Genomic DNA, 18,873 nt, shown 5'->3' on the forward strand with positions numbered 1-18,873 from the left:
GCTGCGGGCATGAGCGACCTTCGATTCCGCCCCGTGACCCGTGACGACATTCCCGCCGTCGTGGCGATGTTCGCCGACGACGGCCTCGGGCGGGGCCGGGAGACCCCGGACGACCTGGAGCCCTACTATGCGGCGTACGAGCGCGTCGCCGCCGACCCCGGGCAGCACGTGGTCGTCGCGGAGCGGGACGGCGCGCTCGTCGGGGTGCTGCAGTTGTCCGTGATACCGGGGCTGTCGCGGCGCGGCGCCACACGGTCGGTCATCGAGGCGGTACGGGTGCACAGGGACGCCCGCGGCGGCGGCCTGGGGACGCGGATGATCGAGTGGGCGGTCGAGGAGTCCCGCCGTCTGGGGTGCACGCTGGTGCAGCTCACCTCGGACCGGGCCCGGGCCGACGCGCACCGCTTCTACGAGCGCCTCGGCTTCACCGCCTCGCACGTGGGCTTCAAGATGCAGCTCTGATCAAAGCCCGCATCACCCGCTCGTCCTCGTCCATCTCCGGGTGCCACTGCACCCCCAGCGCGAAGCGGTCGCCCGGAAGTTCCACGGCCTCGGGCGTGCCGTCCTCCGCGTGGGCGCTCGCCAGCAGACCGCGGCCGAGGACGTCCACCGCCTGGTGGTGGTACGTGGGCACCGTCACGGCCTCCGGCACCGCCTCGGCGTAGCGCGTACCGGGGACCGGCTTGACGGTGTGGCTGCCGAACACGCCCGCGGCCGGGCCGCGGTGGCCCTCGATGTGCTGGGCGAGGGTGCCGCCGAGGGCGACGTTGAGCAGCTGCATCCCCCTGCAGATGCCCAGCAGGGGCACCCCGGCGGCGAGGGCGGCCTCGACGAGGGCGAGCTCCCAGGCGTCGCGCTCCCGAGCGGGCGGGTCGGTGCGCGGGTCGGGCTCGGCGCCGTAGCGCGCGGGCTCGACGTCCGGGCCGCCGGAGACCACCAGCCCGTCCAGCCGGGCCACGGCCTCCGCGGCGTAGGCCGGGTCGTCGGGCGGGAGCAGCGTGGCGAGGCCGCCGGACCGCCGGACGAGCAGGGGGTATCCGGCCGGCAGCAGGGCGGCGGGCAGCTCCCAGCCGCCCCAGCGGGCCGACTCGACCCAGTAGGTGCTGACACCGATCAGCGGACGGGTCACACGAGCCTCCCTGCGACGCGCGGATTTCTCCTCGCACCGTACCCAACCGGGCCCCCGGCCCGTACTTTTGGATCACCTGTCGGCCGGTAGGAGAGGTGATCCTTCGTGGTCCACCGAACAGCCCCGCTCAGCACCGACGACCTTCGACGACATGTCGACTCCGGAGAGATCGACACGGTCGTCGTCGCCTTCACCGACATGCAGGGGCGCCTCCAGGGCAAGCGCTTCGCCGCCCGGCACTTCCTGGACGACGTACTCGAGCACGGCACCGAGGGCTGCAACTACCTGCTCGCCGTCGACGCGGACATGAACACCGTGGACGGCTACGCCCTGTCCTCCTGGGACCGGGGCTACGGCGACTTCGCGATGCACCCCGACCTCGGCACCCTGCGGATCACCCCCTGGGACCCCGCCACCGCGCTGGTCATCGCGGACCTGCGGCTGCCCGGCCACGACCGCGCACCGGTCGCCCCCTCGCCCCGGCAGATCCTGCGCCGCCAGACCGAGCGGCTCGCCGAGCGCGGCTGGACCGCCTACGCGGGCACCGAGCTGGAGTTCATCGTCTTCCGGGACACCTACGAGCAGGCCTGGTCGAACGGCTACCGCGGCCTGACCCCCGCCAATCAGTACAACGTCGACTACTCCCTGCTGGGCACCGGCCGCGTCGAGCCGTTGCTGCGCCGCATCCGCAACGAGATGGGCGCCGCCGGGATGCGTGTGGAGTCCGCCAAGGGCGAGTGCAACCTCGGGCAGCACGAGATCGCCTTCCGCTTCGACGAGGCCCTGGTCACCTGCGACCAGCACAGCGTCTACAAGACCGGCGCCAAGTCGATCGCCGCGCAGGAGGGCTACGCGCTGACGTTCATGGCGAAGTACGACGAGCGCGAGGGCAACTCCTGCCACATCCACCTCTCGCTGCGCGACGAGGACGGGCGACCGGTCTTCGCGGGCGAAGAGGCGGGCGACGAGCCCGGCGGCATGTCGGAGACGATGCGGCACTTCCTGGCCGGGCAGCTCGCCGCGCTGCGCGACTTCGCCCTGCTGTACGCACCCAACATCAACTCGTACAAGCGGTTCCGGCCCGGCTCCTTCGCCCCCACCGCCGTCGCCTGGGGTCCGGACAACCGCACCTGCGCGCTGCGGGTGGTCGGGCACTCGCCGTCGGCGCTGCGCCTGGAGAACCGGGTGCCGGGAGGCGACGTCAACCCCTACCTCGCCGTAGCCGGGATGATCGCCGCCGGGCTGCACGGCGTCGAGCAGAAGCTCACCCTCCCCGAGCCCGTCACCGGCAACGCCTACGTCAGCGCCGGCGTGCCGCGCGTTCCGGCCACGCTGCGCGAGGCCGCGGAACTGTGGGAGGCGAGCCCCCTCGCCCGCGACGCCTTCGGCGACGAGGTCGTCGAGCACTACCTGAACATGGCCCGCGTCGAACAGGACGCCTACGACACCGCCGTGACCGACTGGGAGCGCTTCCGCTCCTTCGAACGCATGTGAGGCAGCGCGTGCCCGACACACCACACGAACCACGCGAAGCACTGGACGTGCTCGACCCGGCCACCGAGGAGGTCATCGCCACCGTCCCCGCGGCGCGCCGGGAGGACGTCGACGCCGCCGTCGCCCGCGCGGCCCGCGCCCAGAGCGCCTGGGCGGCCCTGGCCCCGGCCGACCGGGCGCGGCTGCTGCGCCGCTTCGCGTCCACCGTGGACGCCCACGCCGAGGAACTGGCCGCCCTGGAGGTGCGCGAGGCCGGGCACACCGCGGCCAACGCCCGCTGGGAGGCCGGCAACGTCCGCGACCTGCTCGACTACGCGGCGGGCGGCGTCGAACGGCTCAGCGGCCGGCAGATCCCGGTGCCCGGCGGCATCGACGTCACCTTCCTCGAACCGCTCGGCGTCGTCGGCGTCGTCGCGCCCTGGAACTTCCCCATGCCCATCGCCGCGTGGGGAGCCGCCCCGGCGCTCGCGGCGGGCAACGCGGTGGTCCTCAAGCCCGCCGAGGCCACTCCGCTGACCGCGCTGCGCCTGGCGGACCTGGCGCTGGAGGCGGGTCTGCCCGAGCACCTCTTCCAGGTGCTGCCGGGCGAGGGCCCCGTCGCGGGGGCGGCCCTGGTCGAGCACCCGGGCGTCGCCAAGATCGTCTTCACCGGCTCGACCCGGGTCGGCAAGCAGATCATGGCCGCCTGCGCCCGCACCCTCAAGCGGGTCACCCTCGAACTCGGCGGCAAGTCGCCCAACATCGTTTTCGCCGACGCCGATCTCGAACGCGCCGCGGCCACCGCCCCGATGGCCTTCCTCGACAACGCGGGGCAGGACTGCTGCGCCCGTACCCGCGTCCTGGTGCAGCGCCAGGCGTACGACCGCTTCATGGAACTGCTGGAGCCCGCCGTCCTGGCCGTCGGGGTCGGCGACCCCGCCGACCCCGCGACCGACATGGGCCCGCTGATCTCCGCGGCGCAGCGCGACCGCGTCCGCTCCTACGTGGGCCCCGACGCGCCGGTCGCGATCCGCGGCACGGCCCCGGAGGGCAAGGGCTTCTGGTATCCGCCGACCGTGCTGACCCCGGCGGACCCGGCCGAACGCGTCGCGGTCGAAGAGGTGTTCGGCCCGGTCGCCGTCGTGCTCCCCTTCGAGGACGAGGCCGACGCGCTGCGCCTGGCCAACGCCACCGCGTACGGCCTGTCCGGCTCGATCTGGACCCGGGACGTCGGCCGCGCCCTGCGGCTGGCCCGGGGCACCGCCGCCGGCAACCTGTCGCTCAACTCCCACAGTTCGGTGCGCTACTGGACACCCTTCGGCGGGTTCAAGCAGTCCGGGATCGGCCGCGAACTCGGCCCGGACGCGCTGGCCGCCTTCACCGAGACCAAGAACGTCTTCATCAGCACGGAGGAGTGATCCCGGCAATGACGCAAGCAGAATCAGTGGTGTGCCGCCGCCTGGTGGGCCGCACGGCGGTGGTCACCGGCGCGGGCAGCGGCATCGGGCTCGCCTCGGCGCGCCGGCTCGCCTCCGAGGGCGCGCACGTCGTGTGCGCCGACATCGACCAGGCCGCGGGCAAGGCGGCGGCCGAGGAGACCGGCGGGCTGTTCGTCGAGGCCGACGTGACCGACGCCGATCAGGTGGAGGCGCTGTTCCAGGCGGCGTACGACACCTACGGCTCGGTGGACGTCGCCTTCAACAACGCGGGCATCTCTCCCCCGGACGACGACTCGATCCTCACCACCGGCATCGACGCCTGGCGCCGTGTCCAGGAGGTCAACCTCACGTCGGTCTACCTGTGCTGCAAGGCGGCCTTGCCCTACATGCGCCGCCAGGGCAAGGGCTCGATCATCAACACCGCGAGCTTCGTGGCCGTCATGGGCGCGGCGACCTCGCAGATCTCGTACACCGCGTCCAAGGGCGGCGTGCTGGCGATGTCGCGCGAGCTGGGCGTGCAGTTCGCCAGGGAGGGCATCCGGGTCAACGCGCTGTGCCCCGGGCCGGTCAACACCCCGCTGCTGCGGGAGCTGTTCGCCAAGGACCCGGAGCGCGCCGCGCGCCGCCTGGTGCACATCCCGGTGGGCCGCTTCGCGGAGGCCGAGGAGATCGCCGCGGCCGTGGCCTTCCTCGCCAGTGACGACGCGTCCTTCATCACGGGAGCGGAGTTCCTGGTGGACGGGGGTATCGCGGGGGCGTACGTGACCCCGCTCGGACCGGCCGACTGACGGGATTCTTAAGGTTCGGGCCTTAGGGTGACGCCGTGACCATGACGACCCCGCCCGGCTGGTACCCAGAACCCGGGCAGACAGGCAGCGGGCCCGCTCTCGAGCGCTGGTGGGACGGGACCGAATGGACCGAGTACACCCGCTCCTCCCAGCCCCCCGCCGCGGAAGCGCCCGGCACCCCGGGCGCTTCCCCGTACCCCGCCGACGTCTTGTCCGGCGGGGGCGGCCGTCGGCGCGGGGCGGTGATCGCCGCAGCCGTCGTCGCCGCGCTCGTGGTGGGGGGCGCGGTGATCGGCGGCGTGGTCGCCCTCAACCGCGGCGGCGACGCGCCGGCGGCCGCCCCCGGGCCCTCGGCGTCCGCGCCCCGCCCCGACTCGGGCGGCGGTCCGGAGGACGGTCCCGGCGGCATGCCCGGTATGCCGGACATGCCGGGCGGTCCCTCCCTCGCGCCGGACAGCGAGCCGGGCTATGCCGTGGACCTCCTCGACGGCATCAGCGTCCCCGTGCCGGACGGCTGGAAGGGGCAGACGGACCGCTACGGCCGCGCCGCCCTGACCGTGGGCCCCTACCCGTGCCCCGGCGACACCTCCCGCACCTGCGTGCGCGGCGGCGTCACCACGGAGCCGGCCGTCGGCGCGGGCATCGAGGCGACCACCCCCAAGGCGGCCGCGACCGAGGACATCGCGCGGAACGCCGCGGAGTCCTACGGGGACGACATCTACGGCGGCATCACCTCGCACGAGGTCACCGGCTCCGGCGCGGTCACCGTCGCCGGGCAGAAGGGCTACTACGTCCGCTGGAAGGTCGTGACGAAGAACGGCGACGACGGCCATGTGCAGTCGCTGGTCTTCCCCTCGCCCTGGGAGCCCGACCGGCTCGTGCTGGTCCGCTACGGCTTCGACAGCAACCCCAAGGCGCCGGGCCTCGCCGTGATGGACGAGATCACCAAGGGCATCAAGGCCGCGGGTTCCGGCGGCGGCACCGACGCCTGACCCCGCCCCCGCGCGCGGGCGCCCCGGTCCGGTCCTCCCGGCCGGGGCGTGCGCATGTCAGAGGAACGTCCGGCCCTCGCCGCGGTACGTCGGCACCGTCCGCACCACCCGGTCGCCCTCGACGAGCCGCAGCGCGTCGAAGCGCTCGCACAACTCGCCCGCCTTGGCGTGCCGGAACCACACCTTGTCGCCGATCAGCAGGTCGTCGGCGGCCGTCCCGAGCAGCGGCGTCTGCACCTCGCCCGGCCCCTCCTGCGGGTCGTAGCGCAGCCCTTCCGGAAGATAGGGGACGGGCAGCCGGTCACGGCCCGCCGCCCCCGAGGCCGGGTAGCCGCCGCCGAGGACGGTGACCACGCCCACGCCCGGACGCCGCACCACGGGCTGCGCGAACAGCGCCGCCGGGCGGCCCCGGAAGGAGGTGTAGTCGTCGAACAGCCGCGGCACGTACAGCCCCGACCCGGCGGCGACCTCCGTCACCGCGTCCTCGGCGGCCGTGCTCTGCACACTGCCCGTGCCGCCGCCGTTGACGAACTCCAGCCCGGGCGCCACCTCCCGCACCGCCCGCACGACCTCCGCGCGCCGCGCCGCCAACTCCCGGCGCGCCGCCGCCTGCATCAGCCGCACGGCCCGCGAGCGCAGCGGCCGGCCGGTGACCGCGTCGCCGACACCGGCCACATGGCCCTCGTACGCCATGATCCCCACCAGCCTGAAGCCCGGCCGCCGGGACACCCCGCGGGCCAGCTCCGCCATCTGCTCCGGCTGGTGGAGCGGGGAGCGCAGCGCCCCGACGCGCACGCGGCCGCGCAGCATCCGCAGCGAGGTGTCCATCTCCAGGCAGACCCGGACGATCTCCGAGCCGCCCGACCGCGAGGAGTCGATGAGGTCGAGCTGCGCCGCGTCGTCGACCATGACGGTCACCGCGCCCGCCAGCTTCGGGTCCGCGGCCAGCTCCGCGTAGCCGGAGCGGTCCGCCGACGGGTACGCCAGCAGGACGTCGCGGAAGCCCGAGCGCGCCAGCCACAGCGATTCGGCGAGGGTGAACGACATGACCCCCGCGAAGCCGTCCCGCTCCAGCACCCGCTCCAACAGCGCGCGGCAGCGCACCGACTTGGACGCCACCCGGATCGGCTTGCCGCCCGCCCTGCGGACCAGGTCGTCCGCGTTGGCGTCGAACGCCTCCAGGTCCACGATCGCCAGCGGCGCGTCGAGGTGGGCGGTGGCCCGGTCGTACCGGGCGCGAGCTGCTCCACGATCAGACATGCGCGCAGCTTGCCAGAACGCCCCTACCGCGCGGTAGGGGCATGTCTCCCGCACTGACGCGTCGTGAGGTGGCCGGGCCCAGTAGAGTGACGCCGCAGTCATCGTGTGAACAGGCCGTCCGCCGTGCGGCCGTGAGGGGGCACCGGGTGAGCGCCGGTTTCGAGAGCGGGGGAGCCACCCCCCGGCCGAGCTGGTCCCCTCCGTCCCCTATACCGCCGCCTCAGGACTCCGCACCGCACACCTCCACCTCGGCCCACGTCTCCGCCCCGGCGCACTGGGCCGCCACCGCCGCCACCGGCGAGCCGGAGCGCGGGCTGCCCCGGGAGGTGTACGGCACGGCGCCCCCGCCCCCGTACCAGCGCCCGTCGGGCGAGCGGGGCCCCTCCGGCTCCGCCCAGCCGGCCGGGTCCGTAGCGCCCCCGCCGGCCACGGGCGGGCGCGGCGTGCCCCCCGCGCCCGCGCCCCCTCCGGCCGCGGCCTGGTCCTCGCCCCTACCGCCCGCCGCGCCGCCGCCGTACCCCCCCGGCCCGCCGCAGGGCCCCGGGCACGCCGAGCGGTCGCGGACCCGGACGGCAGCCGCCGCCCTGTGCCTGGTGCTGGGCCTGGGCCTGCTCGGGGGCGCGGGCGCCGGGATGTGGATCGATCGCGAGCCGGTCGCGCCCGAACCCACGGCGGCGGAGGCGAGCCGACGTGACTTCGCCCTCGCCCGCGGCCTGTGGCACAGCACGCCCGTCGACACGCTCTTCCCGCCCACCCTGCACGGCAAGGGCCTCGGCCCGGGCGGCGCCGACCGCACCTGGACGCGGATCGGCGTGGCGCCGGCCGGTGACTGCCAGGAGGCCTTCGACCCGCTGCTGGCGAAGGTGCTGCGCCCCGCGGGCTGCGTGAAGCTGCTGCGCGCCACCTATACCGACGCCACCTCGAGCGCCGTGACCACGGTCGGACTGCTCGTCACCAAGGCCGACGCGCCCACGATGCGTGGGCTGCACGACCGCTGGAGCTCCGAACGGCTCGGCGCGCGAAGGGACCTGATGCCGCGTCCGGTCGCCTTCCCCGGCACCGTCTCGGAGGGCTTCGGCGACCGCCAGCGCGCCAGCTGGACGGTCGCGGTCGCCGCCGATCTGCCTGTCGTCGTGTACGCGGTGAGCGGTTTCGCCGACGGCCGCGAGATCGCCCTTCCGCAGCCCGCCGCCGCGGCCGTCGCCGAGGGCGCCACCGCAGCGCCCGCCCAGGCCGGACTGGGCCACGAGGCCGACGCGCTGGCCGACGCCGTCGACCGCCGGGCCCGCCGTGCCGCGCGCTCGCTGACGGCCACTCCCCCGGGGGGTTCCCGATGAGGCGACTGGCCGCCGCGGCGGCCGCAGCGGCCCTCGCCCTGCTGCCCGCCGTCCCGGCCCACGCCGACGCCGTACGCGACGCGGACTGGGCGCTGGACGCTCTGCACGCGCGGGACGCCTGGAAGCGGACCAGGGGCGCGGGCGTCACCGTCGCCGTCCTCGACACGGGCGTGGACGGCACTCACCCGGACCTGGCCGGGCAGGTCCTCGAGGGCAAGGACATGGTCGGCTTCGGGGCGCGCCGCGGCGACCCCACCTGGGCCAAGCACGGCACCGGCATGGCAGGGATCATCGCCGGGCGCGGCCACGGCCCCGGCCGCTCCGAAGGGGTGCTGGGCATCGCACCCGAGGCCAGGATCCTGCCGGTGCGGGTGATCCTGGAGGAGAAGGACCCGCAGCGCAAGAAGGCCCGCACCCAGCGAGGCAGCGCGCTCGCCGAGGGCATCCGCTGGGCCGCCGACCACGGCGCCGACGTCATCAACCTCTCCCTGGGCGACGACAGCCGCACCGCCCACCCCGAGGCGCAGGAGGACGAAGCGGTCCAGTACGCCCTGCGCAAGGGCGTGGTCGTCGTCGCCTCCGCCGGCAACGGCGGCGAGGAGGGCAACCGGGTCTCCTACCCCGCGGCGTACCCGGGTGTCATCGCGGTGACCGCCGTGGACCGCTACGGCTTCCGCGCCGCCTTCTCCACCCGCCGCTGGTACGCCACCGTCGCCGCGCCCGGCGTCGACGTCGTCGTCGCCGACCCCAACAGGCGCTATTACGAGGGATGGGGCACCAGCACCGCCTCCGCGTACGTATCGGGCGTGGCCGCGCTGGTCCGCTCCGCCTACCCGCGGCTGAGCCCCGCACAGGTGAGGCGACTGCTGGCGGACACCGCCCGGAACACCCCGGCGGGCGGCCGTGACGATGCCGTCGGCCACGGGATGGTGGACCCGGCGGCCGCGCTGAAGGCGGCGGCGAAACTGGAGCCCGAGGCCCCCGTGCCGAGCGCCGCCCCTCACCCGCGCGAGTACTTCGGGGCCGGACCCGACGCCGCGCGGCCGGCCGCGGCCGACGACGGCAAGACGGCGGGCGATGGGATCGCCCTGGTCTGCGCGGCGGCAGGGGCCGTACTGCTCGTGGCGGCGACGCTGCTGCGGATGCGGCCCCGGCGCACTGCCGTCCCCGACGGCCGCCGCTACGGCTGAACGCGGCACCGGTACGCAGTCGTGGGGCGGCTGCCGTCGCACGTCCGTCGGACCGGTGCATCCTGTGCCGTCGCTGTTCCCGCCGCGGCGGCGTCGGCCGCCCCATGCGCGCGGGCCCGGACGCCGCCGTCCCCGACGGCCGCGGGCAGGGCTGGACGCGGCACCGGCGCCCGAGCGGCCGTGGTACGGCTGCGGTCGTGCCGGCTGCCCCTGCCTGCGCTGTACCGCCGTGGGGCGGCTGCCACCGGCTTGTCCGCCGGACCGGGGCATCCTGTGCCGCCGCGGCGGGGGCGTGGGCGGACGGCTTCCGGCGCCCCCGCTACCCTCGGGTGGTGGCTCTGAAGAACATCCCCGACCCCGGCTTCTCCGACGACGACGGCACCGCCGATCCCCGGCTCGCGGCGGCCCTCGCCGCCTACGACGCCGATCCGTCGGCCGAACCCGAGGTGCTGGCGGCGCTCGCGGGCGCCCGTCTCCTCGTGCCGGTGGTGGCGCTGCTCGGCGAGGTCGAGGAGGGCCCGGACGGGCTGCGCCGTGAGAAGACCAGCGACATGGCGGTGCCCACCATCCAGGCGCCCGACGGGCGCAGGGCGCTCCCGGCGTTCACCTCCACGCAGGCCCTCGCGCGCTGGCGGCCCGACGCGCGGCCGGTGGCCGTACCGCTGGGGCAGGCGCTGCAGGCGCTCGCCCACGAGAAGGCGGACACCCTGCTGATCGACATGGCGGGACCGGTGCCGTACGCGCTGACCGGCGCGGCTCTGCGCGCCGTCGCCTCGGGCCGGGCGGGCACGGACCCGCTGGCCGACCCCGCCGTCCACGAGGCCCTGCGGGCCGCGGTGGGGACGGCGCCGGACGTGGCGCGCGCGCACCTCATCCCCTCGTCCTCCGCCGACGGCACGCTCGGGCTGGTCCTGGACCGGGGAGCCGACGTGCGCCAGGTCGCGGAGCGCGTCTCCGCGGCGCTGGCGGCGGACGAGGTGCTGCGCGGCGCGCTGGTGCGCGGCATCGAGCTGGCACTGCTGCCGGCCGACACATCGCTGCCCGGCGAACCCCTCTTCACACGCTGAGGACGCGCCGACGGCGCCGCCCCACCGGGGCGACGCCGTCGCGAGGGAACCGGACCCGGGCCACGCCCGGCCCCTGTCCCCGAGGCAGGTCCTAGCCGTGGACGGGGCCGGTGAACTTCTCGCCGGGGCCCTCGCCGGGAGCGTCGGGGATGACGGACTCCTCGCGGAAGGCGAGCTGCAGCGACTTCAGGCCGTCCCGCAGCGGGGCGGCGTGGTAGGAGCCGATCTCGGTCGCGCCGGCGGTGACCAGGCCGGCCAGCGCGGTGATCAGCTTGCGCGCCTCGTCGAGGTCCTTGTGCTGGTCGCCGTCCTCCGCGAGGCCGAGGTTCACCGCCGCCGCACTCATCAGGTGCACCGCGACCGTGGTGATCACCTCGACGGCCGGGACGTCCGCGATGTCGCGGGTCAGCTCGTCGAAGTCGGGGCGGTCCGCGGAAGGGGACTCGTGCTGGGGGCTGGCGTCACTCATGTCTCACACGATAGGGCCACGCCGCCCGATTACGGTCTGCGCCCGGAGACTGGTATGCTTGACGATCGACCGGCTGGACACCCCGTGGACGTCATGGAAACGGAGCGCTCCAGCCCACAAGTGGAGGCTCCGATCTCCCACCTTGCCGGCCTCGAGGGCGGCGGGTCACCGGTCAGGCGCCGTGTCCCCGGACGAGGACCCAGCGCCCGATGCGCCCCGCGGGAATGCCGCGGCGGTGCTCCCGGTTGTGAGGAGCATCCGCCTGTGACCCGTACGGGGCGTTTTTCACGCCTCCTTACGGGCCGGACCACGTTTTTCAACGTTACGCGCCTGGCAGTCGAGTCAGTCGCGTGGTGCTACCGAGGAGGCCCCATCAGCGCCGAGCCCCGCATCAACGACCGGATTCGCGTCCCCGAGGTGCGACTCGTCGGTCCCAGTGGCGAGCAGGTCGGCATCGTGCCGCTTGCCAAGGCACTGGAGCTTGCGCAGGAGTACGACCTCGACCTGGTCGAGGTGGCGGCGACCGCACGTCCGCCGGTCTGCAAGCTCATGGACTACGGCAAGTTCAAGTACGAGTCGGCCATGAAGGCCCGTGAGGCGCGCAAGAACCAGGCGCACACGGTCATCAAGGAGATGAAGCTCCGGCCGAAGATCGACCCGCACGACTATGACACCAAGAAGGGTCATGTCGTCCGGTTCCTCAAGCAGGGCGACAAGGTCAAGATCACGATCATGTTCCGCGGTCGTGAGCAGTCGCGCCCCGAGCTGGGCTTCCGACTGCTGCAGCGGCTCGCCGACGACGTCCAGGACCTGGGCTTCGTGGAGTCCTCGCCGAAGCAGGACGGCCGCAACATGATCATGGTCCTCGGTCCGCACAAGAAGAAGACCGAGGCGATGGCCGAGGCCCGCGAGGCGCAGGCCGCCCGCAAGGCCGGTCGCCTGCCGAAGGACGACGACGGGCAGGAGCAGGAGCAGGCCGAGCAGGACGCTCCCGCCGACGCCAGCTGACGCCGTCCGACGGCGTCGCCAGGACCCGGAGCCCGCTCCGGGCAATGCAATGAAGGACTGACGCTCTCCGTCCGCCCCCAGGGCGGACGGGAGGGCCAGCGACGAGGAGACTACGGCGCATGCCGAAGAACAAGACCCACAGCGGTGCGAGCAAGCGATTCAAGATCACCGGCTCCGGCAAGGTGATCCGCGAGCGCGCCGGCAAGCGCCACCTGCTTGAGCACAAGCCGTCGACGAAGACCCGTGCCCTGACCGGCACTGTCGTCCTGGCCAAGCCCGACGCCAAGAAGATCAAGAAGCTTCTCGGCAAGTGACGGCACGCCCCCTTCGACCAGGGGGCGCGATGCTGGACCGGGACCCATTCGTTTTCGGGCCGTGTGAGCACCACCACGGTCCCTTAGAAGGAGTTATCTAGTGGCACGCGTCAAGCGGGCAGTCAACGCCCAGAAGAAGCGCCGGGCGATCCTCGAGCAGGCCAGCGGCTACCGCGGCCAGCGTTCCCGCCTGTACCGCAAGGCGAAGGAGCAGGTCACCCACTCCCTCGTCTACAACTACAACGACCGCAAGAAGCGCAAGGGCGACTTCCGTCAGCTGTGGATCCAGCGCATCAACGCCGCTGCCCGCGCCAACGGCATCACCTACAACCGCTTCATCCAGGGTCTGAAGGCCGCCAACGTCGAGGTGGACCGCAAGATCCTCGCCGAGCTGGCCGTGAACGACGCCAACGCGTTCGCCGCGCTGGTCGAGGTGGCCCAGAAGGCCCTGCCGAGCGACGTCAACGCCCCCAAGGCGGCCTGACCCAGGCTCTCCCGGACCCGCAGGCCCTGTGCCTGCGGGTCCGTGCTGTGTTCCCGGAGCGCCGCGCCGCGCCTCCGGGCGGACCCCGACCGAAGTGAGTGCAACCGTCATGCCCGGCCCCGAGCTGACCTCCCTGCGATCCCCCCGCGTCGTCGCCGCGCGTCGCCTGGCCAAGCGCAGCTTCCGCGGCAAGGAGCGGCGCTTCCTCGCCGAGGGACCGCAGGCCGTGCGCGAGGCCATGGCCCACCTGGTCGAGGTCTACGTCACCCCCGAGGCCGCCGCCCGGCACGAGGGGATCCTCGCCGCCGCGCGCGCCGCCCGGGTACCCGTGCTCACCGCGACCGACGAGGTCGTCGCCGAGATGTCGGACACCGTCACCCCGCAGGGCGTCATCGGCCTCTGTCGCTTCCTGGACACCCCGTTCGAGGAGGTGCTGCGCGCCCGGCCGAAACTCGTCGCCGTCCTCGCCCATGTGCGCGACCCCGGCAACGCCGGCACTGTGCTGCGCTGCGCGGACGCGGCCGGTGCGGAGGCGGTCGTCCTCACCGACGCCTCCGTGGACCTGTATAACCCCAAGGCCGTACGCGCCTCCGTGGGCAGCCTCTTCCACCTCCCGGTCAGCGTCGGAGTCCCCATGCGGACCGTGGTCGACGGTCTGCGCGGGGCCGGCGTGCGGCTGCTCGCCGCCGACGGCGCGGGGGAGCGCGACCTGGACGCCGAACTCGACGAGGGCACGATGGGCGGCCCCACCGCCTGGATCTTCGGCAACGAGGCCTGGGGCCTGCCGGAGGAGACCCGCGCACTCGCGGACGAGGTGGTGCGCGTTCCCATCCACGGGCGCGCGGAGAGCCTGAACCTCGCCACGGCGGCCGCCGTGTGCCTCTATGCGTCCGCCCGCGCGCAGCGTGCTCCCGGAGGGTGCCGCTCAGTGACGGTGAGCTAGTAAGGTGACGCCTTCGGGGACCGCCCTGAGAGGGGGTTACGGGGATGGACGTCCAGATGACCGGCGGCAGGCCGTCGCACGCGCCGGAGAGAATGCCGCCTGTCCTGACCGACTGCGGCATCACCCCTGACGAGCTCCCCGACGGCCTCGTCGTCGCCGACGAGCACGGCCTCGTGCGCTGCTTCAACGCCGCCGCCGCCCGGATCACCGCGCTCGACCCCGCGGACGTCCTCGGCCGCCCCATCGAGCAGGCCCTGCCCCTGGAGGACCTGGACGGACGCCGCTGGTGGCAGCTGACCGACCCGTACCAGGGCCTGGCCACCAGGACGGGGCAGCCCGAGCGCAATCTGCTGCTCCCCGGCGGCCGCGAGGTGCTCGTGTGCGCGAGGTACGTCCGCGACCACCCCACCGGCCCGGTGCGCCGGCTGGTGGTCGCGCTGCGCGGCACCGAGGCACGGCGGCGCACCGAGCGCAGCCACGCCGAGCTGATCGCCACCGTCGCGCACGAGCTGCGCTCCCCGCTCATCTCCGTCAAAGGCTTCACCGCCACCCTGCTGGCGAAGTGGGAACGCTTCACCGAGGACCAGAAGAAACTCATGCTGGAGACCGTGCACGCCGACGCGGGCCGCGTCACCCGGCTGATCGCCGAGCTGCTCGACATCTCCCGCATCGACTCCGGCCGCCTGGAGGTGCGCCGCCAGCCGGTCGACATCGCCGCGGCCGTGCGCCGGCACGTGGAAGCGCTCGTGGCCGCCGGACAGCCCGCGGACCGCTTCGCCGTGCGGGTCGCGGGGGCGCTGCCGTCCCTGTGGGCCGACCCCGACAAGGTCGACCAGATCCTGGGGAACCTGCTGGAAAACGCCGTGCGCCACGGCGAGGGAACTGTCACCATTGATGTGGCGCCCTCGTCGTCGCCGCGCGAGCGCGGATGGTCCGGAACAGCGGTGACCGTGAGTGACGAGGGGCCCGGCATCCCGGAGGAGTCCATGAACCGCGTATTCACCCGCTTCTGGCGGGGCAGCAAGCGCGGTGGCACGGGCCTGGGGCTCTATATCGTCAAGGGCATCGTCGAGGCCCACGGCGGCACCATCACGGTGGGCCGCGCGCCCGGCAAGGGCGCCCAGTTCCGATTTATCCTGCCCGTCGGGGCGCCGGCCTTCACGGCCTGAGCATCGCGTGGTGATCCACCGGCCCCGACGGGCGTGACCAGGCTTTCCCCGTGGCCCCGATAGACTCGACCCTTGGCATTCAGCGGTCGGGCAGGCAGGTCGGCCACGCCATCACCCACATCGGAACGGGAAGAAATGTCGGCACCGAACAAGTCGTACGACCCTGTCGAGGTCGAGGCACTGAAACCGGAAGAGATCGAGCGCCGGCGCGACGAGGCGCTCGCCGCGATCGCCGAGGCCGCCGACCTCGACGCGCTGCGCGAGGTCAAGGTGGCCCACACCGGGGACCGCTCGCCGCTCGCCCTCGCCAACCGTGAGATCGGCGCGCTGCCGCCGCACGCGAAGGCGGAGGCCGGCAAGCGGGTCGGCCAGGCCCGCGGCGCGGTCAACCAGGCGCTCAAGGCCCGGCAGGAGGTGCTGGAGAACGAGCGGGACGAGCGGGTGCTGGTCGAGGAGGCGGTGGACGTCACCCTGCCGTACGACCGGACCCCGCGCGGCGCCCGGCACCCGCTGACCACGCTGTCCGAGCGCATCGAGGACATCTTCGTGGCCATGGGCTACGAGGTGGCCGAGGGCCCCGAGGTCGAGGCCGAGTGGTTCAACTTCGACGCCCTCAACATCTGGGCGGACCACCCGGCCCGCACCATGCAGGACACCTTCTTCGTCGAGGGCGACCGGCCCGCCGGCTCCGGCGCGGAGGAGAGCGGCGTCGTGCTGCGCACGCACACCTCCCCGGTGCAGATCCGCTCCCTGCTCGACCGCGAGCCGCCGGTGTACGTGATCTGCCCCGGCCGGGTCTACCGCTCGGACGAGCTGGACGCCACCCACACCCCGGTCTTCAACCAGGTCGAGCTGCTCGCCGTCGACGAGGGCCTGACCATGGCGGACCTCAAGGGCACCCTGGACCACATGGTCCAGTCGCTCTTCGGCGAGGACATCACCACCCGGCTCCGCCCGAACTACTTCCCCTTCACCGAGCCGTCGGCCGAGATGGACATGGTCTGCTACGTCTGCCGCGGCGAGTCCGTCGGCAACCCGGACCGTCCCTGCCGCACCTGCGGCAGCGAGGGCTGGATCGAGCTGGGCGGCTGCGGCATGGTCAACCCCCGGGTGCTGACCGCCTGCGGCGTCGACCCGGAGAAGTACAGCGGTTTCGCCTTCGGCTTCGGCATCGAGCGCATGCTGATGTTCCGTCACAACGTCGAGGACATGCGAGACATCGTCGAGGGTGACGTGCGGTTCACCCTTCCGTTCGGGATGGAGATCTGATGCGGGTCCCGCTTTCTTGGCTGCGGGAGTACGTCGACCTGCCTGCCGGCGAGTCCGGCCGCGACGTCCAGGCCAAGCTCATTTCCGCCGGGCTCGAGGTCGAGACCGTCGAGCAGCTCGGCGCCGGCCTCAAGGGCCCGCTGGTGGTCGGCAAGGTGCTCACCATCGAGGAGCTGACCGGGTTCAAGAAGCCCATCCGCTTCTGCACCGTCGACGTCGGCACCGCCAACGGCACCGGCGAGCCGCAGGAGATCGTCTGCGGCGCGACCAACTTCGCCGTCGGCGACAAGGTCGTCGTCATCCTCCCCGGCGGCGTCCTGCCCGGGAACTTCGAGATCTCGGCGCGCAAGACCTACGGCCGCAACTCGCACGGCATGATCTGCTCCGCCCGCGAGCTCGGCATGGGCGACGACCACGACGGCATCATCGTCCTGCCGCCGGAGCACGAGGCCGGCACCGACGCCATCGAGCTGCTGGAGCTCGTCGACGAGGTGCTCGACATCGCGGTCACCCCCGACCGCGGCTACTGCCTGTCGATGCGCGGTGTCGCCCGCGAGACGGCCATCGCCTACGGTCTGCCACTGCGCGACCCGGCGCTGCTCGACGTCCCCGGCCCGAACTCCTACGGGTACGAGGTGCAGGTCGCCGACCCGGTCGGCTGCGACCGCTTCACCGCGCGCACCGTCACCGGCCTGGACCCGGAGGCGCGCTCCCCGATCTGGCTGCAGCGCAGGCTGCAGAAGGCCGGCATGCGCCCGATCTCGCTCGCCGTGGACGTCACCAACTACGTGATGCTCGAGCTGGGCCAGCCCCTGCACGCCTACGACCGGCACCGCATCGAGGGCGCCATCGGCGTCCGCCGGGCCCAGCCGGGCGAGAAGCTGACCACGCTCGACGGCCAGGTCCGCGTCCTCGACCCGGAGGACCTGGTGATCACCGACAACCACGGCCCGATCGGCCTGGCCGGTGTCATGGGCGGCGCCACCACCGAGATCGACGACACCGGCGCGTCCACGACCGACGTCGTCATCGAGGCCGCGCACTTCGACCCGGTCGCCATCGCCCGCACCGCGCGCCGCCACAAGCTCTCCTCCGAGGCGTCCAAGCGCTTCGAGCGCGGTGTGGACCCGCAGGCCGCCGCAGCCGCCGCGCAGCGCACCGTCGACCTGCTGGTGCTGCTCGCGGGCGGCACCGCCGAGGCCGGTGTCACCGAGGTCATCGCGCCCTCCGCGCCGCACACCATCACCATTCCCGCGGACCACCCGGACAAGGTGGCGGGCATGGCGTACGGCCGTGAGACCGTGGTGCGGCGCCTGCAGCAGGTCGGCTGCGACGTCTACGGCGCCGACGAGCTCATCGTCACCGTGCCGTCCTGGCGGCCCGACCTGCGCGACCCCAACGACCTCGCCGAGGAGGTCATCCGCCTGGAGGGCTACGAGAACCTGCCCTCCACCCTGCCGAAGCCGCCCTCGGGACGCGGTCTGACGGAGTCGCAGAAGCTGCGCCGCCGTGTCGGCCGGGCGCTGGCGGGCGCCGGCTACGTCGAGGTGCAGAACTACCCGTTCCTCGGCGAGGCCGTCTTCGACCAGCTCGGCCTCGACGCGGACGACCCGCGCCGCGTCACCGCCACGCTGGCCAACCCGCTCTCGGACGAGGAGCCCGCACTCCGTACCACGCTGCTCCCCGGCCTGCTCGGCGCTCTGCGCCGCAACATCGGCCGCGGCGCGCACGACCTCGCGCTCTTCGAGACCGGCCTGGTCTTCCGTCCCAGCGGCGAGGAGAGCGCGCCGCCGCGGCTGCCCGTCGACCGGCGCCCGACCGACGCCGAGATCGCCGCGCTCGACGCCGCCCTTCCGCCGCAGCCGCGGCACGTCGCGGTCGTCCTGACCGGCGCCCGTGAGCAGGCGGGCTGGTGGGGCACGGGCCGTCCCGCGCAGTGGGCCGACGCCATCGAGGCCGGGCGGGTCGTCGCCGCCGAGGCCGGGGTTGAGCTGATCGTCCGCCAGGACCAGCAGGCCCCTTTCCACCCCGGCCGCTGCGCCGCGCTGTGTGCGGTCGTCGACGGTGAGGAGGTGCTCGTCGGTGCCGCGGGCGAACTGCACCCGCGGGTGATCAAGGCGATGCACCTGCCGGAGCGCACCTCCGCCCTGGAGCTCGACCTCGGCGGCCTGGAGCGCGCCTCCGGCGGCCCCGTCGTCGCGCCCCGGGTGTCCGCCTTCCCGGTGGCCACCCAGGACGTCGCCCTGGTCGTGGACGACTCCGTCCCGGCCGCCGAGGTGGAGGGTGCCCTGCGCTCCGGTGCCGGAGAACTGCTCGAGTCCCTGCGCCTGTTCGACATCTTCACCGGTGAGCAGATCGGCACGGGCAGGAAGTCGCTGGCCTACAGCCTGCGTTTCCGGGCCCCGGACCGCACGCTCACCGCGGAGGAGGCCTCCGCGGCCCGTGACGCGGCCGTCTCCGCCGCGGCGGAGCGCACGGGAGCCGTGCTGCGCGGCGCCTGACCCCGCGATGTCGCGCTCCCGTGGGGCGCCCCCGGTCCGCC

Annotated in this window: 18 protein-coding genes; 15 read left to right on the forward strand and 3 right to left on the reverse strand. The window is 73.8% G+C overall.

Features of this window, described 5'->3' with window-relative positions:
- Positions 1-9: 9 nt before the first annotated feature.
- Positions 10-462: an N-acetyltransferase family protein gene (locus tag ACRWND_RS03575; protein ID WP_431946026.1), complete on the forward strand. Its 453-nt coding sequence runs from the start codon at positions 10-12 to the stop codon at positions 460-462.
- Here the strand turns inward: ACRWND_RS03575 and ACRWND_RS03580 are convergent.
- Positions 446-1,129: a gamma-glutamyl-gamma-aminobutyrate hydrolase family protein gene (locus ACRWND_RS03580; protein ID WP_431945753.1), complete on the reverse strand. Its 684-nt coding sequence runs from the start codon at positions 1,127-1,129 to the stop codon at positions 446-448. The genes ACRWND_RS03575 and ACRWND_RS03580 overlap by 17 nt on opposite strands.
- Before the next feature lie 105 nt (positions 1,130-1,234).
- Here ACRWND_RS03580 and ACRWND_RS03585 point away from each other — a divergent pair, with 105 nt between their 5' ends.
- From ACRWND_RS03585 to ACRWND_RS03600, 4 genes are read left to right on the forward strand one after another with little or no spacing between them, the layout of a single operon-like run.
- Entirely contained in the window at positions 1,235-2,623 is a 1,389-nt protein-coding gene (locus ACRWND_RS03585) for a glutamine synthetase family protein (RefSeq protein ID WP_431945755.1), read from the forward strand.
- 8 nt (positions 2,624-2,631) lie between these two features.
- Positions 2,632-4,020, forward strand: a complete 1,389-nt coding sequence (locus ACRWND_RS03590; protein ID WP_431945757.1) for an aldehyde dehydrogenase family protein — start codon at positions 2,632-2,634, stop codon at positions 4,018-4,020.
- A gap of 8 nt (positions 4,021-4,028) precedes the next feature.
- On the forward strand, positions 4,029-4,829 hold the full coding sequence (locus ACRWND_RS03595) for a 3-oxoacyl-ACP reductase (RefSeq protein ID WP_431945759.1): 801 nt from the start codon (positions 4,029-4,031) through the stop codon (positions 4,827-4,829).
- A 41-nt stretch (positions 4,830-4,870) separates the two neighbouring features.
- Positions 4,871-5,821 carry a DUF2510 domain-containing protein gene (locus tag ACRWND_RS03600; protein WP_431946028.1) on the forward strand — a complete coding sequence of 317 codons (951 nt, stop codon included), beginning with the start codon at positions 4,871-4,873 and terminating at the stop codon, positions 5,819-5,821.
- A 57-nt stretch (positions 5,822-5,878) separates the two neighbouring features.
- Here ACRWND_RS03600 and ACRWND_RS03605 read toward each other — a convergent pair whose 3' ends face one another.
- The gene (locus ACRWND_RS03605) at positions 5,879-7,081 is read right to left on the reverse strand and encodes an amino acid deaminase/aldolase (RefSeq protein WP_431945761.1); all 1,203 of its coding nucleotides are present in this window, start codon (positions 7,079-7,081) and stop codon (positions 5,879-5,881) included.
- 146 nt (positions 7,082-7,227) lie between these two features.
- Between ACRWND_RS03605 and ACRWND_RS03610 the strand changes: the two genes are divergently transcribed.
- From ACRWND_RS03610 to ACRWND_RS03620, 3 genes are all read left to right on the forward strand, one after another.
- Complete coding sequence (locus tag ACRWND_RS03610; RefSeq protein ID WP_431945763.1) at positions 7,228-8,418, forward strand: hypothetical protein; 1,191 nt, start codon at positions 7,228-7,230, stop codon at positions 8,416-8,418.
- Positions 8,415-9,608, forward strand: a complete 1,194-nt coding sequence (gene mycP / locus ACRWND_RS03615) for a type VII secretion-associated serine protease mycosin (protein ID WP_431945765.1) — start codon at positions 8,415-8,417, stop codon at positions 9,606-9,608. The genes ACRWND_RS03610 and mycP overlap by 4 nt, the downstream gene beginning before the upstream one ends.
- A gap of 332 nt (positions 9,609-9,940) precedes the next feature.
- Entirely contained in the window at positions 9,941-10,675 is a 735-nt protein-coding gene (locus tag ACRWND_RS03620; protein ID WP_431945767.1) for an SseB family protein, read from the forward strand.
- Between the two features lie 91 nt (positions 10,676-10,766).
- On the opposite strand, the gene ACRWND_RS03625 is transcribed toward ACRWND_RS03620, so the two are convergent.
- The gene (locus ACRWND_RS03625) at positions 10,767-11,144 is read right to left on the reverse strand and encodes a DUF1844 domain-containing protein (protein ID WP_431945769.1); all 378 of its coding nucleotides are present in this window, start codon (positions 11,142-11,144) and stop codon (positions 10,767-10,769) included.
- 330 nt (positions 11,145-11,474) lie between these two features.
- Between ACRWND_RS03625 and infC the strand changes: the two genes are divergently transcribed.
- The 7 genes from infC to pheT all read left to right on the forward strand — a co-directional run bounded on the left by infC (position 11,475) and on the right by pheT (position 18,832).
- Positions 11,475-12,152, forward strand: a complete 678-nt coding sequence (gene infC, locus ACRWND_RS03630) for a translation initiation factor IF-3 (RefSeq protein WP_431946030.1) — start codon at positions 11,475-11,477, stop codon at positions 12,150-12,152.
- Positions 12,153-12,271: 119 nt separating this feature from the next.
- On the forward strand, positions 12,272-12,466 hold the full coding sequence (gene rpmI, locus ACRWND_RS03635; protein WP_018564306.1) for a 50S ribosomal protein L35: 195 nt from the start codon (positions 12,272-12,274) through the stop codon (positions 12,464-12,466).
- Positions 12,467-12,566: 100 nt separating this feature from the next.
- Entirely contained in the window at positions 12,567-12,950 is a 384-nt protein-coding gene (gene rplT, locus ACRWND_RS03640; RefSeq protein ID WP_018564305.1) for a 50S ribosomal protein L20, read from the forward strand.
- A 109-nt stretch (positions 12,951-13,059) separates the two neighbouring features.
- Positions 13,060-13,893, forward strand: coding sequence for a TrmH family RNA methyltransferase (locus ACRWND_RS03645; RefSeq protein ID WP_431946032.1), 834 nt, complete (start codon positions 13,060-13,062; stop codon positions 13,891-13,893).
- Positions 13,894-13,985: 92 nt separating this feature from the next.
- On the forward strand, positions 13,986-15,062 hold the full coding sequence (locus ACRWND_RS03650; protein ID WP_431945771.1) for an ATP-binding protein: 1,077 nt from the start codon (positions 13,986-13,988) through the stop codon (positions 15,060-15,062).
- Positions 15,063-15,197: 135 nt separating this feature from the next.
- Positions 15,198-16,331 carry a phenylalanine--tRNA ligase subunit alpha gene (pheS, locus tag ACRWND_RS03655; protein WP_431945773.1) on the forward strand — a complete coding sequence of 378 codons (1,134 nt, stop codon included), beginning with the start codon at positions 15,198-15,200 and terminating at the stop codon, positions 16,329-16,331.
- Entirely contained in the window at positions 16,331-18,832 is a 2,502-nt protein-coding gene (pheT, locus tag ACRWND_RS03660) for a phenylalanine--tRNA ligase subunit beta (protein WP_431945775.1), read from the forward strand. Before pheS ends, pheT begins: the two co-directional genes overlap by 1 nt.
- The last annotated feature ends 41 nt before the right edge of the window (positions 18,833-18,873 follow it).

It is taken from the genome of Actinacidiphila sp. bgisy167, from assembly GCF_965342175.1.
Classification (GTDB): domain Bacteria; phylum Actinomycetota; class Actinomycetes; order Streptomycetales; family Streptomycetaceae; genus Actinacidiphila.

Bases quoted from the DNA above. Each gene is read 5' to 3' on its own strand.
- ACRWND_RS03575 (WP_431946026.1), top strand. From the start codon at position 10: ATGAGCGACCTTCGATTCCGCCCCGTGACCCGTGACGACATTCCCGCC.
- ACRWND_RS03595 (WP_431945759.1), top strand. From the start codon at position 4,029: ATGACGCAAGCAGAATCAGTGGTGTGCCGCCGCCTGGTGGGCCGCACG.
- ACRWND_RS03600 (WP_431946028.1), top strand. From the start codon at position 4,871: ATGACGACCCCGCCCGGCTGGTACCCAGAACCCGGGCAGACAGGCAGC.
- ACRWND_RS03605 (WP_431945761.1), bottom strand. From the start codon at position 7,081: ATGTCTGATCGTGGAGCAGCTCGCGCCCGGTACGACCGGGCCACCGCC.
- mycP (WP_431945765.1), top strand. From the start codon at position 8,415: ATGAGGCGACTGGCCGCCGCGGCGGCCGCAGCGGCCCTCGCCCTGCTG.
- ACRWND_RS03625 (WP_431945769.1), bottom strand. From the start codon at position 11,144: ATGAGTGACGCCAGCCCCCAGCACGAGTCCCCTTCCGCGGACCGCCCC.
- rpmI (WP_018564306.1), top strand. From the start codon at position 12,272: ATGCCGAAGAACAAGACCCACAGCGGTGCGAGCAAGCGATTCAAGATC.
- ACRWND_RS03645 (WP_431946032.1), top strand. From the start codon at position 13,060: ATGCCCGGCCCCGAGCTGACCTCCCTGCGATCCCCCCGCGTCGTCGCC.
- ACRWND_RS03650 (WP_431945771.1), top strand. From the start codon at position 13,986: ATGCCGCCTGTCCTGACCGACTGCGGCATCACCCCTGACGAGCTCCCC.
- pheS (WP_431945773.1), top strand. From the start codon at position 15,198: ATGTCGGCACCGAACAAGTCGTACGACCCTGTCGAGGTCGAGGCACTG.
- pheT (WP_431945775.1), top strand. From the start codon at position 16,331: ATGCGGGTCCCGCTTTCTTGGCTGCGGGAGTACGTCGACCTGCCTGCC.